Annotated in this window: 13 protein-coding genes; 12 read left to right on the top strand and 1 reads right to left on the bottom strand. The window is 59.8% G+C overall.

Annotated features, from left to right (window positions below; all coding sequences use genetic code 11):
* Positions 1-75: 75 nt before the first annotated feature.
* The 10 genes from PEL01S_RS28840 to PEL01S_RS28795 all read left to right on the top strand — a co-directional run bounded on the left by PEL01S_RS28840 (position 76) and on the right by PEL01S_RS28795 (position 11,194).
* Positions 76-1,101 (top strand): ABC transporter substrate-binding protein, encoded by a 1,026-nt coding sequence (locus PEL01S_RS28840; protein ID WP_063182978.1) that lies wholly within the window; start codon positions 76-78, stop codon positions 1,099-1,101.
* Between the two features lies 1 nt (position 1,102).
* Positions 1,103-2,143, top strand: coding sequence for a FecCD family ABC transporter permease (locus PEL01S_RS28835; RefSeq protein WP_063182980.1), 1,041 nt, complete (start codon positions 1,103-1,105; stop codon positions 2,141-2,143).
* Between the two features lie 108 nt (positions 2,144-2,251).
* A complete protein-coding gene (locus PEL01S_RS28830) occupies positions 2,252-3,034 on the top strand; it encodes an ABC transporter ATP-binding protein (RefSeq protein WP_127462699.1) in 783 nt (260 codons plus the stop codon).
* On the top strand, positions 3,031-4,113 hold the full coding sequence (gene cobT, locus PEL01S_RS28825; protein ID WP_063182984.1) for a nicotinate-nucleotide--dimethylbenzimidazole phosphoribosyltransferase: 1,083 nt from the start codon (positions 3,031-3,033) through the stop codon (positions 4,111-4,113). Before PEL01S_RS28830 ends, cobT begins: the two co-directional genes overlap by 4 nt.
* Complete coding sequence (gene cobU / locus PEL01S_RS28820; protein ID WP_231884763.1) at positions 4,110-4,688, top strand: bifunctional adenosylcobinamide kinase/adenosylcobinamide-phosphate guanylyltransferase; 579 nt, start codon at positions 4,110-4,112, stop codon at positions 4,686-4,688. Before cobT ends, cobU begins: the two co-directional genes overlap by 4 nt.
* Positions 4,689-4,970: 282 nt before the next feature.
* Positions 4,971-5,951, top strand: a complete 981-nt coding sequence (cbiB, locus tag PEL01S_RS28815) for an adenosylcobinamide-phosphate synthase CbiB (protein WP_010496994.1) — start codon at positions 4,971-4,973, stop codon at positions 5,949-5,951.
* On the top strand, positions 5,930-6,772 hold the full coding sequence (cobS, locus tag PEL01S_RS28810) for an adenosylcobinamide-GDP ribazoletransferase (protein WP_231884764.1): 843 nt from the start codon (positions 5,930-5,932) through the stop codon (positions 6,770-6,772). The genes cbiB and cobS overlap by 22 nt, the downstream gene beginning before the upstream one ends.
* Before the next feature lie 11 nt (positions 6,773-6,783).
* A complete protein-coding gene (locus PEL01S_RS35615) occupies positions 6,784-9,537 on the top strand; it encodes a cobyric acid synthase (protein ID WP_063182988.1) in 2,754 nt (917 codons plus the stop codon).
* The gene (locus PEL01S_RS28800) at positions 9,534-10,103 is read left to right on the top strand and encodes a cob(I)yrinic acid a,c-diamide adenosyltransferase (RefSeq protein WP_063182990.1); all 570 of its coding nucleotides are present in this window, start codon (positions 9,534-9,536) and stop codon (positions 10,101-10,103) included. Before PEL01S_RS35615 ends, PEL01S_RS28800 begins: the two co-directional genes overlap by 4 nt.
* The gene (locus tag PEL01S_RS28795; protein WP_063182992.1) at positions 10,100-11,194 is read left to right on the top strand and encodes an RluA family pseudouridine synthase; all 1,095 of its coding nucleotides are present in this window, start codon (positions 10,100-10,102) and stop codon (positions 11,192-11,194) included. Before PEL01S_RS28800 ends, PEL01S_RS28795 begins: the two co-directional genes overlap by 4 nt.
* Positions 11,195-11,256: 62 nt before the next feature.
* Here PEL01S_RS28795 and PEL01S_RS28790 read toward each other — a convergent pair whose 3' ends face one another.
* Positions 11,257-12,000, bottom strand: a complete 744-nt coding sequence (locus PEL01S_RS28790; protein ID WP_063182994.1) for a YdcF family protein — start codon at positions 11,998-12,000, stop codon at positions 11,257-11,259.
* Between the two features lie 164 nt (positions 12,001-12,164).
* Here PEL01S_RS28790 and PEL01S_RS28785 point away from each other — a divergent pair, with 164 nt between their 5' ends.
* Positions 12,165-12,542 (top strand): arsenate reductase family protein, encoded by a 378-nt coding sequence (locus PEL01S_RS28785; RefSeq protein WP_010496984.1) that lies wholly within the window; start codon positions 12,165-12,167, stop codon positions 12,540-12,542.
* A 26-nt stretch (positions 12,543-12,568) separates the two neighbouring features.
* Positions 12,569-13,654, top strand: a complete 1,086-nt coding sequence (locus PEL01S_RS28780; protein ID WP_063183012.1) for a site-2 protease family protein — start codon at positions 12,569-12,571, stop codon at positions 13,652-13,654.
* Positions 13,655-13,688 lie beyond the last annotated feature (34 nt).

Below are 13,688 nucleotides of genomic sequence, written 5' to 3'. Positions count from 1 at the left end.
ATGCTCCGGGGTGAGGGGCCTTTTTCGTTTTAGGCGAAAACAAACTATATCATATATCTAGAGGAGTTTGGGAAGATGAAAGCTAAACTTACAACGAAAGTTCTACACAAACGATGGTTAGCTGCGATCTTGAGCTTGGCGCTGGCCGCATCGCTGGCTGGCTGCGGAAGCGCGGTGAAGACGCCGGGGCAGGGAGAGCTTGCCAATCCGCCGAAGGCCGACGGCACGAAGCAGGAAGGAGCGGCGTCGACCGCCAAGCGAACGTCGTATCCTTTGAAGGTGAAGGATGCTACAGGCAAAGAGTTCGTGTTTGAGAAGGCGCCGGAGCGGATCGCGTCTACCTCGCCGAGCGAAACGGAAGCGCTCTTCGCTCTGGGTCTCGGAGACAAGGTGGTCGGCGTATCGGACTTCTGCGATTACCCTGCGGAGGCGAAATCGAAGTCGAAGATGGGCAGCATCGTTAAGCCGAATGAAGAAGCGCTGATCGCGGCCAATGCGGATCTGGTCATGACCGGGGTGTCGATGAAGACGCAGGTGGTCGACAAGCTGCGCGAGTTGAAAATCAACATGTTTAAGGTCGAGCCGAAAACGCTGGACGACGTGATGAACAACCTCTTGATGATGGGGCAAATCTTCGACCGTCAGGAGCAGGCGCAAAAGCTCGTCGATTCGATGAAAGCCGACCGTCAGAAGGTCGTGGATGCGGTGAAGGATTTGAAGCCGGAGCAGAAGAAAAAGGTGTTCATCGAGTTTTCCCCGGGCTGGACGGTCGGCAAAGGCGAATTTATCGACGAATTGATCACACTGTCCGGCGGGATCAATGTAGCCGGCAGCGAGAAAGGTTATGTTCAAATTAGCGAAGAGAAAATCATCGCAGATAATCCGCAGGTGATCATTTATCCGAACGGCATTATTGACGACAAGTCGAAAAAGCCGATGGACCAGTTGATCCGCGAACGCAGCGGCTGGGATAAAATCGAAGCGGTCCGGTCCGGCAAGCTGGTCGGTGTCGATAAAGATTTGATCAGCCGTCCGGGGCCGCGCATTACGGCCGGGCTCGTGGAGATCGCCAAAGGGATTTATCCGGATCTGGTGAAATAAAATGAAGCGCAAGCTGTGGATATGGGGCGGAGGCGCTATCGTCCTGCTTCTGCTGTCCGCGACGGCTGCCTTGTCCGTCGGTTCGGTTCGCGTGCCGTTTGGGCACGTGTGGGGTATCCTCCTGCATCAGCTTCCATGGCCCGGCGAGCGTATCTCCGAGACTTGGAGCGTGGCGTCGGAGCAAATTATATGGAAGGTGCGGCTGCCACGGGTGGCGCTCGGACTGCTGGTCGGCGCGGCGCTCGGGCTGGCGGGTGCTGCATTTCAAGGCGTGCTCCGCAATCCGCTTGCCGATCCTTACACGCTCGGTGTCTCGTCGGGCGCTTCCGTCGGAGCATCCTTTCTGATTTTGTTCGGGCTGCAGTTTTCGCTGCTCGGGGAATGGAGCGTACCGGTTGTCGCGTTTGCGACAGGGACGCTTACGCTGGGCGCGGTGTTGCTGCTGGCCCGGACGGAAGGCAAGCTGCGGATGGAAACGGTCATTTTGTCCGGCGTTGTCATGCAGGCGTTTCTCGGTTCGTTCGTTTCGCTGATGGTCTCGATGTCCAAGCAGGTCATCAATGAAATCGTATTTTGGATGATGGGCAGCCTGGCGCTTCGCGGATGGTCTTATTCACTTATACTGCTTCCTTATCTGGCCGTCGGAGCGGCGATATTGCTCGGATTCGGGCGGGCCATGAATTTGTTTGCTCTCGGCGAGCGGCAAGCGGCCCACCTGGGCGTTCACGTGGAACGGACGAAGCTTGTCGTATTGATCGCTTCCACTTTGATTACGGCCGCTGCGGTATCGGTGTCCGGCGTTATTGCTTTTGTCGGCTTGCTCGTACCGCATCTGCTGCGCTTGCTGGTCGGCCCGGACTACCGTCTGCTGCTGCCGTTGTCGCTCATCGGAGGCGCCATCTATGTCGTTTTGGCGGATACGCTTGCGCGGACGCTGCTCAGCCCGACGGAAATTCCGCTCGGCGTCGTCACGGCTTTTATGGGAGCGCCCTTCTTCGCTTATTTGCTGCGGCGTCGGAAGCGGGCTGTTCGGGAAGGATGAAGCCGGAGCCGCTGCGTCTGAAGTCAGGGTGAATCAAACGGGGAGCGAGGGAAGTGCGTGCACATGGTGCTTCTCATCATAGATTTCCGGAAAGGGAGGGGCAAGCGGGTGATACGGGTGGAAGTGGAACAGGCGGCCAAGGCGTTCGGCGGCAGGTCGGTGCTTCGACAGATCGGCTTCTCGGTAGAGCCGGGCGAATGGTTCGGCATTCTCGGCCCGAACGGCAGCGGGAAGTCGACGCTGCTGCATATGATATCCGGCGCCGAGCGTGCTGACGCCGGAACGGTGAAGCTGGACGGCCGTCCGGTGGAAGCCGTCTCCCGCAAAGAGCTGGCCCGGCAGCTCGCCGTGCTGCATCAGGATGCGCTGCCGCCGCTCGGGTTCACGGTGCGCGAAATCGTCGAGATGGGCCGTTACCCGTACCAAAACTGGTTGGGGGATGAGCCGGGGGATTCCGCGGCTTTAATCGAGCGAATTCTCGATTGGCTGAAGCTCCGACCCTTGGAGGAGCGTACCGTTGACGGGCTGAGCGGCGGCGAGCGGCAGCGGGTGGCGCTGGGCAAAGCGATGGCGCAGGAGCCGAAGCTGCTGCTGCTGGATGAACCGACCACCTTTCTGGATATCGGGTATCAGGTGGATCTGATGGTCAAGGTCCGTCAATGGCAGCGGGAATGCGGGATGACCGTCATTTCGGTGCTGCACGATTTGAACCTGGCCGCGCAGTATTGCGATCGGCTTATGCTGCTTTATAACGGCGAGGCGACCGGAATCGGTACGCCGGAGGAAGTGCTGCGCGCCGATCTTTTGGAGAACGTATACGGCACGCGTCCGTACGTGCTTCGGCATCCGGACAGCGGAGTGCCGCAAATTTTGCTAGGAAAAGGGGAATGACCGTGTCGGATCAAAGCCGGTTACAACAAGTGCTATCGGACATTCGGCCGCTTGATGCGGAGATTATGGAGGAGGCTGCCCGCAGGCTGGACCAATTGACCAAGCCGCCGGGCAGCCTCGGCCGGCTGGAGGAAATCGCAAAGCAGCTCGCAGGCATTCGCGGCGAGGTGATGCCGGAGCTGACGCGAAAAGCCGTCGTTGTGATGGCGGGAGATCATGGCGTTTGTGAGGAAGGGGTTAGCGCCTTTCCGGCAGAGGTGACACCGCAGATGGTGCTCAACTTCCTGAACGGTGGAGCGGCCGTCAATGTGCTCTCAAGACAGGCCGGGGCGGATGTCGTCTGCGTGGACATCGGCGTCAACGCGGAGCTGTCGCATCCGCTGCTGCGTTCGCGCAAGATTCGCATGGGAACCGCCAACATGGCGATAGGCCCGGCGATGACTCGGACGGAAGCGGAAGCAGCGGTCATGGTCGGTGTGGAATTGGCCCAGGAGCTGGCGGGCGAAGGCTATCGGCTGCTCGCTACGGGCGAGATGGGCATCGGGAATACGACGGCCAGCTCGGCGCTGCTGGCTGTACTCGGAGCGACCGACCCCGCCGCCGCGGCTGGGCGCGGAACCGGAATCGACGACGAGCGGCTGCGGCACAAGCAGGCGGTCATTCGCCGGGCGATTGAAACGAACCGGCCGGACGCTTCCGACCCGATGGATGCACTCGCCAAGGTAGGCGGTCTTGAGATCGCCGGACTGGTCGGCCTTATTCTCGGTGCGGCGCAGAGCCGCATCCCCGTCGTCATCGACGGCTTCATCTCGTCGGCTGCGGCCTTGGTCGCGGCAAAGCTGGCGCCGCTCAGCGTGTCGTATATGATCGCGTCGCATCTGTCGCAGGAGCAGGGGCATGAGCGCCTGCTCACGGAGATCGGCCTGACGCCGATGCTTCGCATGGATATGCGGCTGGGCGAAGGCACCGGCGCGGTGCTGGCTTTCCCGATGATCGAAGCGGCGGTGCGCATTATGAAGGAGATGGCGACCTTCGCGGATGCCGGAATTTCGGGCGCATCGGAACGGGAAGGCGTATGAAAGCCGATCAACGGGAAGGAAACGCGCCGATGAAAGTGCTTGTCACCGGAGGGGCACGCAGCGGCAAAAGCGGGTTCGCTGAGAAGTACGCGGCGGTGCTGGGCCACGAGGGCCTATACGTCGCGACGGCGCAAGCGTATGACGACGAAATGCGGCGGCGCATCGACCTGCACCGCCAATCGCGCAGCGAGCGCGGCTTCCGCTGGACGACGGCCGAGGAGCCTTTCGCCTTGGCGGAGCTGCTCGAACGTTCGGCCGCGCCGGTCGTGCTCGTCGACTGCCTGACGCTCTGGCTGTCGAACTGGCTACTTCGGCTGGAACAGGAGCCGGACGCGGAAGCGCAGCTTGAAGCGAAGATCGACAGCCTGGCTGCCATCTTCGCAGCGGTGAAGCAGCCGACCGTCCTCGTGACGAACGAAGTCGGAGCCGGGTTGGTACCGGAATACAAGCTCGGCCGTATTTTCCGCGATTTGTCCGGACGGATGAATCAACGTCTTGCCCGCGAGGCCGATCAGGTATTCCTTGTCGCCTCCGGCATTCCTCTTGAACTCAAGAGCCTAGCTTTTAAGCTGTAGGTTTTTGAGTTTAGGTTTTGGTTTTAGGGTTTCGGTTTAGCTTTTGTTTTTTTGGGGCGAGCGGGTGCGTTTTTCTTGGGAGCGACTTTTGACGAAGTCAACGGAGCGAACCAAGAATCAAGCCCGGCTCCATGCCCGCCGCCGGCAGCGCATGAAAAATAAGCGCCCTGCAAAGCGGCGCGTCAAGATTTTAGTCTTTTATAGGGAGGAGGTGTATCTCTTTGAGAGCGACTTTTGACGAAGTCAAGCGGAGCGAACAAAGAGATACACCCACCAAAAAGTATGAGTGAAACGCTAATCATGGTGCTGGCCGCCATCGTAATCGATTGGGTGCTCGGCGACCCGTCATGGCGCTGGCTGACGCATCCCGTCATCTGGATCGGGCGGTGGATTTCCGCCGTGGAAAAGCGGCTGTGGCCGGACGGAGCGCAATCGGCTGGGGTTCACGGCAAATGGGCCGTGCGCTGGCGCGGCATTGCGCTTACCGCATCGACGGTAGGTTTGGCGTTCGGCGCGATGTATTTGATCGTCTGGGCTGCGTCGCAGGTGCATCCGTGGCTCGGCTATGCGGTGAACACATGGTTCATTTCGACCACAATCGCCATCAAAGGACTGAAGGATGCGGCTATGGCGGTATACCGCCCGCTTACCGAAGGGCGTCTGGACGAAGCGCGAAAATATGTCGGCTACATCGTTGGGCGGGATACGACACAGCTGGACGAGCCGGAGATTACGCGGGCGACTGTAGAGACGGTGGCTGAAAATATCGTAGACGGTGTCGTGTCGCCAATCTTCTTTGCGCTGCTCGGCGGAGCTCCGCTGGCGATGCTGTACCGCGCGGCGAATACGCTGGACTCGATGGTCGGCTACAAAAATGACAAGTACCTGCACTTCGGCTGGGCCTCGGCCCGGTTTGACGATGTGCTCAACTGGATTCCGGCACGGCTGACCGGAGGACTGCTCGTCTTGGTTGCGCTTGCAAGCCCTGGACTAGCTGCCGTTCGCGCGGCAAAAGCCGTCCTGACGTTTGCCCGGCTGCATCCGAGTCCGAACAGCGGCATTCCGGAGTCGGCGGTGGCCGGTGCGCTCGGCATCGAGCTTGGGGGCGTGAACGTGTACCACGGCCGGACAAGCGAGCGGGCCCGGATGGGCTGGCCGCTGCGGGAGCGCACCCGGGAAGATATTAAGCGGACCGTGCGCATGCTGTACGGCGTCAGTTACATCATTGCGGGGGGATTGCTGTGCGCGCTTTTATTCGTTTAATGCGGCTTTGGGGCGAAGCCTGCGCGGCTGCGTTTCAATTTTTAACCCGATTGCCCGTACCGGTGAAGCTGGACTATAATGACGCTTTGTTTCGGCGGAGCGTCGTTTTTTATCCATTCGTCGGCTTGGTGCTGGGACTGATCACAGCCGCTGCCGGTCTGCTGTTAACCAGCGTGCTGCCCCCGCTGCCGGCCGCCGCTCTGCTGCTCGGGATCTGGGTGCTGCTCACCGGGGCGTTGCATCTCGACGGGTTGATGGATACGGCCGACGGCATCTTGAGCCATCGCTCGCGGGAGAGAATGCTGGAAATTATGAAGGACAGCCGGGTTGGCGCGATGGGCGTCATCGCCGCCGTGCTGGTGCTGCTGCTGAAATGGTCGCTGCTGACGGAGCTGCTGCCTGCTGCGGCTGCCGGCGGCCAGGGGAATCTGTGGCTTCTCTTGGCGCTGGTTCCGCTGTGGAGCCGCTGGTACATGGTCGTAGCGATAGCCCGCTGGCCGTATGCGCGGCAGGCGGGGAGCGGAATGGGCGGCTTTTTTCGCGGTGTCGGAGCCGGGCATGCCGCTGGCTCGGGGCTGGTGGGGCTGCTGCTGTCATTAGGCGTTGTTGCGGCGGGAGAAGCATTCGGAGGGCTTACGCTGCCTTTTTGGCATATGGTAGGTATAATAGGTATTCTGCTCGCTGTGACGGTGGGGGCAGGTGTTCTGATGAGCGTTTCGATTCACCGGAAATTGGGCGGTCTGACAGGCGATACGTACGGCGCGATGAACGAATTGCTGGAAGCGGCTCTGTTGCTCGTGCTTGTGTTGATTAAGGGATAGGAGAGGTTGCGATGCTGGAACGATACGGACACGGCGGCGATTTGTGGACGGCCGCGGAAGCTTTCGGCAAGCCGCGGGAGCGGTTTGTCGATTTTAGCTCGAACATGAACCCGCTCGGGCCGCCCGAGGCGGTAGGACGCATTTTGGCCGAGCAATGGCAGGAGGTCGTCCATTATCCGGACCCGGCGGTGCGGGAGCTGACCGGCAAGCTGGCGGCCAAGCACGGCGTTCCGGTCGAATGCGTGCTCGTCGGCAACGGGGCCGCGGAGCTGATCGATTTGGCCGTCCGGGTGCGTCGTCCTCGGGTGACGGGACTGGTCCGTCCGTCTTTTGCCGAATACGAGGAAGCTGTGGAAAAAATCGGAGGGCGTATCGTCGACATCCCGCTCGATGAAGCGAACGATTTTGCGCTTCGTCTGGCCGACGTGCAAGAGGCTGCGGGCCGGTGCGATCTGCTGTTTCTCGGACATCCGAACAATCCGACCGGGCGTCTGCTGCCGGATGACGTGGTGCAGGCGTTGGCCGACGGGCAGATTCCGGCTATCGTCGATGAGGCGTTTTTGGATTTTTGCCCGCGGGAGGAGGAGCTGACGCTGGCTCGCGCTGCGGCGCAAAATCCTCATTTGACCGTCATCCGCTCGATGACGAAGTTTTATTCGATTCCGGGACTGCGTCTCGGGTATGTCGTGGCGCATCCGCAGCAAATCCGCGAGATGAAGCGGCTGCAGGTACCGTGGAGCGTAAACGCTTTATCTCAATGGATCGGGTCGGCCGTCCTGGAGGAGCGGAAGTTTGCGCGCCGGACGCTGGCGTGGGTGAAGGAAGAGAAGGAACACTTACGTGCCGGATTGCAAACGCTCGGACTGACCGTGTATGAGAGCGATGTGAATTTTGTGCTGTTTTCGCTGCGGCCGCTGGGACTTGACGTGCGAGCGCTGCAAGCGGCGATGGGGCGGCGGGGCATTTTGATCCGGGACGCTTCGCTGTTTCCCGGGCTGGACGAAACGTACTGCCGGGTGGCGGTCAAGCTGAGGGAGCAGAACGAAGCGCTGCTGGACGGCCTTAGGCAGTCGATTGCCGAACTGCTTAAGACGCGAAAGCGCGTGACGGCTGGCGAAGAAGCCGCTGCAGCTCGGAGGGCGAAAGGCTTGCAGAGCGGTGGCGGGGCCGTACCCGATTCCGCATCGCTGAAGCTCGCTCCGACCTTCATGCTGCAGGGAACCGCCTCCGATGTCGGCAAAAGCTTGCTGACGGCGGCTTTGTGTCGCATTCTGCTCCAGGACGGCTTGCGCGTGGCGCCGTTCAAATCGCAAAACATGTCGCTCAACTCCTACGTGACGCCGGACGGCAAAGAAATCGGCCGGGCGCAGGGAATGCAGGCGGATGCCTGCAGGATTCCGGCGACGACGGACATGAACCCGATTCTGCTCAAGCCCAAAAAAGACATGGTCTCGCAAGTGGTCGTTCACGGAAAGCCTTACCGCGACCTGGATGCACGGACTTACCGGGAAAAATATTTACCGGAAGCCGAAGCGGTCGTGAAGGAAGCGCTCGCCCGCCTGCGGCAAGCTTATGACGCGGTTGTGATCGAAGGAGCAGGCAGCCCGGCCGAGGTGAATCTGAAAGACCGGGATATCGTCAACATGCGGCTGGCCGGATGGGCGGACGCCCCGGTGCTGCTTGTCGCGGATATCGACAGAGGAGGCGTGTTCGCTTCCCTTGTCGGGACGCTGGACATTTTGTCGCCGGAGGAGCGCGGCCGGGTGAAGGGCTTTATCATCAACAAGTTCCGGGGCGACGTAACGCTGCTTACGCCGGGGATCGAATGGCTGGAGAAGCGGACGGGCAAGCCGGTGCTGGGCGTTATTCCTTATTTGCCGCAGCTTGGACTGGAGGACGAGGATTCGGCTTCGCTCGATCGCAAGCTGGCGGAGGGCGAGCTAGGTCGCTCGGATACGACGCTGTCCGAAGACATGCTCGATATCGCCGTCATCCGGCTGCCGCGCCTGTCCAACTTTACGGATATCGATCCGCTGGAATACGAGCGAGATGTCCGGCTCCGTTTTGTGGATACGGCGGAGACGTTCGGTTCCCCGGATGCGGTCATCGTGCCGGGCAGCAAAAATACCGTCGACGATCTCTTGTATCTTCGCGCCTGCGGGCTCGACCGGAAGCTGCTTGATTTTGCCAAAAGCGGCGGATGGGTGACGGGCATCTGCGCGGGATATCAGATGCTGGGGGAGAAGCTGCTCGATCCGAACGCGGTCGAATCCGACCAGCCGGTGCTTGACGGGCTCGGCTTATTCCCGACGCAAACCGAATTTGCCGCGGAGAAACGGACCGTAAGAGCCGCAGGTACGACACAGCTGTATGCCGATCCCGGCCAGACGTTTGAAATCCAGGGCTATGAGATTCATATGGGCGTGACTTCGTTTTTGCGTCCCGTCGACCACCCGTTCGAGTTATCGCATCCCGGTACCGGATCGGCTGAATCCGGTTCGTCGCCGGACGGCGCGGTCTGTGCGGACGGACGGCTGTGGGGCACGTATGTGCATGGCATTTTGCATAACGACGATTTCCGTCGCGCGTGGCTGAACCGGATTCGCGCCGCGAAAGGATTGGTGCCGTTACCGGCGGAGCTGCGCTTTCAGGAGCGTCGGGAGGCGGCCTTTGACCGGCTCGCGGCCCATGTGCGGGAGAACTTGGATATGGAGCGATTGTATGAGATGATAGGGTGGAATAAAGGCCGGGAGGGGTTCCAGTGAAAATTTATACGAGAACGGGCGATGCCGGGAAAACCGGGGTGATCGGAGGGCGCGTAGATAAGGACGACGTTCGCGTCGAGGCGTATGGTACGGTCGACGAGCTGAATTGCTTTATCGGCCAGGCGATGGGATTTCTGGACGCGGAACGCGATGCGGATCTGCTCGCCGATCTGCTGCAAATCCAGCATGAAACGTTCGACTGCGGCTCCGATCTGGCGCTGCTGAAGCAGGAGCTCCGGCCGTATAAGGTGACGGCCGAGATGGTGGACCAGTTGGAAGCGTGGATCGACAAATACGATGCGGAGACGCCGGATATCCAGCGCTTTATCCTTCCGGGCGGGAGCCAGGCGTCGTCGGCGCTGCACGTATGCCGGACGGTATGCCGCAGAGCCGAGCGCCGGGTCGTCACGCTCGCGCGCACGCAGCCGATCAACGAAGAGGTGCGCCGTTATTTGAACCGGCTGTCGGACTTGTTCTTTACGGTCGCCCGGGTGGCGAATCATCGGGCCGGCAACGGTGACGTGGAATATATTCGGAGCGCCGAGGTGTTCAGACGCAAGTCATGAGCTATTATAAACCGCTGGAATATATCGTCCCGACCGAAGACGACGGCATGGTGCTGAGGACGATTTTGCAAAAACGAATGGGCGTATCCCGCAAGCTCCTCTCGCGGCTGAAGCTGACGGAGCAGGGCATTACGGTCAACGGGGAACGCAAATATATCGATGTGAAGGTACGCGCCGGAGACCGGGTCGCCGTGCGGATGGAGATGGAAGCGTCGGACGATATTTTGCCGCAGCCGCTTCCGATCGACATTTTGTATGAGGACGACGACCTGCTGGTGCTGAACAAGGAGGCCGGGATGATCGTGCACCCGACGCACGGACATTACACGGATACGCTGGCGAACGGCGTCGTTCATTACTGGCGGGAGAAGGGCGTGAGCTTCCGCTTCCGCCCCGTGCACCGGCTCGATCAGGAGACGTCGGGGGTGCTGGCCGTCGCCAAAAATCCTTATGTGCATCAGCAAATTTCGGAGGAAATGCAGGCGCACGGGCTAAAGAAGGAATACGTTGCGCTCTTGCATGGCGTGATCGGCAGCGACGAAGGCACGATCGACGCGCCGATCGACCGCAATCCGCTAGCGCCGCATGTCCGCATCGTCACGCCGACCGGCTATCCGGCGGTCACCCATTACCGCGTGGAGCGGAGATTTCGCGAAGCGACGCTCGTGCGCTTGTGGCTGGAGACGGGGCGGACGCACCAGATCCGTGTGCATATGCGGCATCTCGGCCATCCGCTGCTCGGCGATAAGATGTACGGTCCCGGCGGAACGGCGGACGAGGTAGATAAGGCGGTTGCGGAAGGGCGCATCTCGGAAGCCGACGGTTCGCAGCAATGGCATGGGGCTTCGCCGACATTAGCCGAGGGCATCCCCGTCGCCGACCGTAGCGCAATGCAGCAGCAGGCGGCGCCAAGTGTCTGTCAAGCGGCTTCGCCCGCATCTGACTATGGGATGGAGCGTCAAGCGCTGCACGCCTGCACGCTCGGGCTGACGCATCCGGTCACGCGGCAGCGGATGGAATTTCACGCGCCGCTGCCGGCGGATATGGAGCGGTGCATCAAGCAATTGGAGCAGTCGGAAGCTGCGCAATAAGCATAAAAAATCCGCCGTTCCCGAGATACGTTCAGGGAAACGAGCGGATTTTTTGCTTTCGTTCATTTCTGCAGCAGCCCCAAATACTCTTTCAGCGCGAGGCTCAGATCGTCCATGGCCGCTGAGGTCGGAATCCATAGTCTCCCCGTCCAGCCTGTGCCGCGGCTGATCTTGTAATCGACCGGATACGGAACGACCTGAACGTGCTGCGCGGCAAAATGTTTCACCGAGCGCGGCATATGAAAAGCCGACGTCACAAGAATCGGCCGCTTCCAGCCGCCTTCGTCCAGCAGTTGCTTCGAGTATTGCGCATTTTCTTGAGTCGTGCGGCTCCGGTCGTCCAACCGGATCGCTTCGGCCGGAACGCCCAGCGCGATAAGCTTGCTGCGGGCCAATTGGCCCTCGTTGGCCGTATCGGCGTACACCTGCCCGCCGGAGACGATGATGGGCAGCGGTCTTGCTGCGTACAGCTCGGCCACCGCGACGACACGGTGCAGCGTGCTGCCGCTCAAGTGCCCGGTACCGCTTACGTCCGGGGTCCCCGACACCGCTCCGCCGGTCAGCATGACGTAGACGTCGCCCTGCAGAACGGCAGGCGGCGAATAGCGATTTTCAATCGATTGCAGCGCTGTTTCGCCGACAAGCGGGATCGAGAGCAAATAGACGAGGAGAGCCGAGGCGAACAGAACGATGCCGGCCGAGCGGCGGACACGGGCGTAAAGCCACCATCCGATCAGGAGCAGCAGCGGAACGAAGCAGCCGGGAGGCATCATGAAACTGTAAATAAGTTTAAGAACATAAATCATGGTTAAGCTCCTTCTATGGGACTCTTTTCCATTATCTGCGCTTGGCTGCCTTTTTTCAACCTTTAGCCGCGCCGATGGCGATTTGCAGGACCTGCCGATTCATCGGTATAATGAATTCATGTCATAGTTAACCATTTTAGGATAGGATAAGGATGAGAGAAATCATGAGCAAGAGCAAGACGATCAAAGTTTTTCAATACCCAGCTTGCAGCACCTGCCGGAGCGCGTTGAAGTGGCTCAAAGAGCATGGATGGGAAGTGGAGGCGATCCACATCATGGAGCAGCCACCGACCGTAGAGGAGCTTCGGACGCTGATTCCGCAAAGCGGGCTGGACATCAAAAAGTGGTTTAACGTATCCGGTGAAGTGTATAAGGAAATGCAGCTCAAGGACAAGCTGCCGCAGCTGAATGACGAGGAGAAAATGAAGCTGCTCGCATCGAACGGCAAGCTGATCAAACGGCCGGTCGCGACGGACGGGAAGCGAGTGACGGTCGGCTTCAAACCGGAGCTGTACGAGGAAAATTGGGGGAACGAATCGTAAGGTTTGTCTAAGGAGTGTGAGTCTTGTTGCAGCAAAGACCTAAACCGAAAAAACAAAGCCCGCTTTGGTATATCGGCGCGGCCGCGACCTTCATTCTGACGCAGCTGAAAACGCTGCTGCCGCTGCTGAAGCTCGGCAAATTCGGGGGAGCGATCATCTCGATGGCGGTGACCATCGGCGCGTATGCGATCGTGTTTCCGTGGCAGTTCGCGATCGGCCTGGTCCTGCTGCTGCTCATCCACGAGCTCGGCCACGTCATTGCCGCCAAGCAAAAAGGGCTGCCGGTGACGGCCCCGGTGTTTATCCCGTTTCTGGGTGCGCTGATCACGATGAAGCGGAATCCCCGGGATGCGGTGACGGAAGCGTATGTCGCTTTAGGAGGCCCCGTTCTTGGAACGGTGGGTGCCTTGGCAGTATTCGGCGCAGCCTATGCGCTGGATAACCCGGAGTATAGTAAACTGCTTTATTCGATCGCTTATGTCGGCTTTTTTCTTAATCTGATCAACCTGCTGCCGGTTCATCCGCTTGACGGAGGACGGATCGCGACGGCGGTAACGCGTTGGCTTTGGCTGGTCGGCCTGGTCGGAGGTTTGGTTGTCATTATATACCTGCGCTCGTTTTTGTTTTTCATCATTTGGGCGATGTTCGCCTACGACCTGTACAAAAAATTCGTCAAATACCGCAAGCAAGGCGAGGAGCGGTTCGTGAACGCAAGCTTTCTGGTGGCGGCCGAGCCGCTGCTGGCGCAGGGCTATATGATTCCCGGCCCGGAGCATAAGCGGGAGCTGCCTTTTGTCACGTTCTCGGATTTGGACGGGCAGCAGTATGTGAACGTCCTCTGGGAAGGCCTTCATTTTCAAGGAACGGTGCCACTCATGCATCAAGGAATCATCAAGCGTGCACACGTGACCCGGGTAGAGCATCTCCGGAAGGAAGACGGTCTGCATCTGATGATCCACTGCCAGATCGATTACCGTCTATACGAAAATGACAAATACTACGAAGTTCCTACGGCGTCGCGGTGGAAGTACGGGACGGCGTATGCGCTGCTTGCAGCGTTTCTCATCGGCATGATGTGGTACGTTCACGAGGTAACGGGACTGAAGGTATAATCAACATTCCGAATCGGCGTTCGGAAGGGAAACG

This window comes from Paenibacillus elgii NBRC 100335 (assembly GCF_004000865.1).
GTDB classification, from domain to species: Bacteria; Bacillota; Bacilli; order Paenibacillales; family NBRC-103111; genus Paenibacillus_G; species Paenibacillus_G elgii.
The sequence above is the reverse complement of the archived record's forward strand: the minus strand, read 5'-3'. Positions and strand labels throughout refer to the sequence as shown.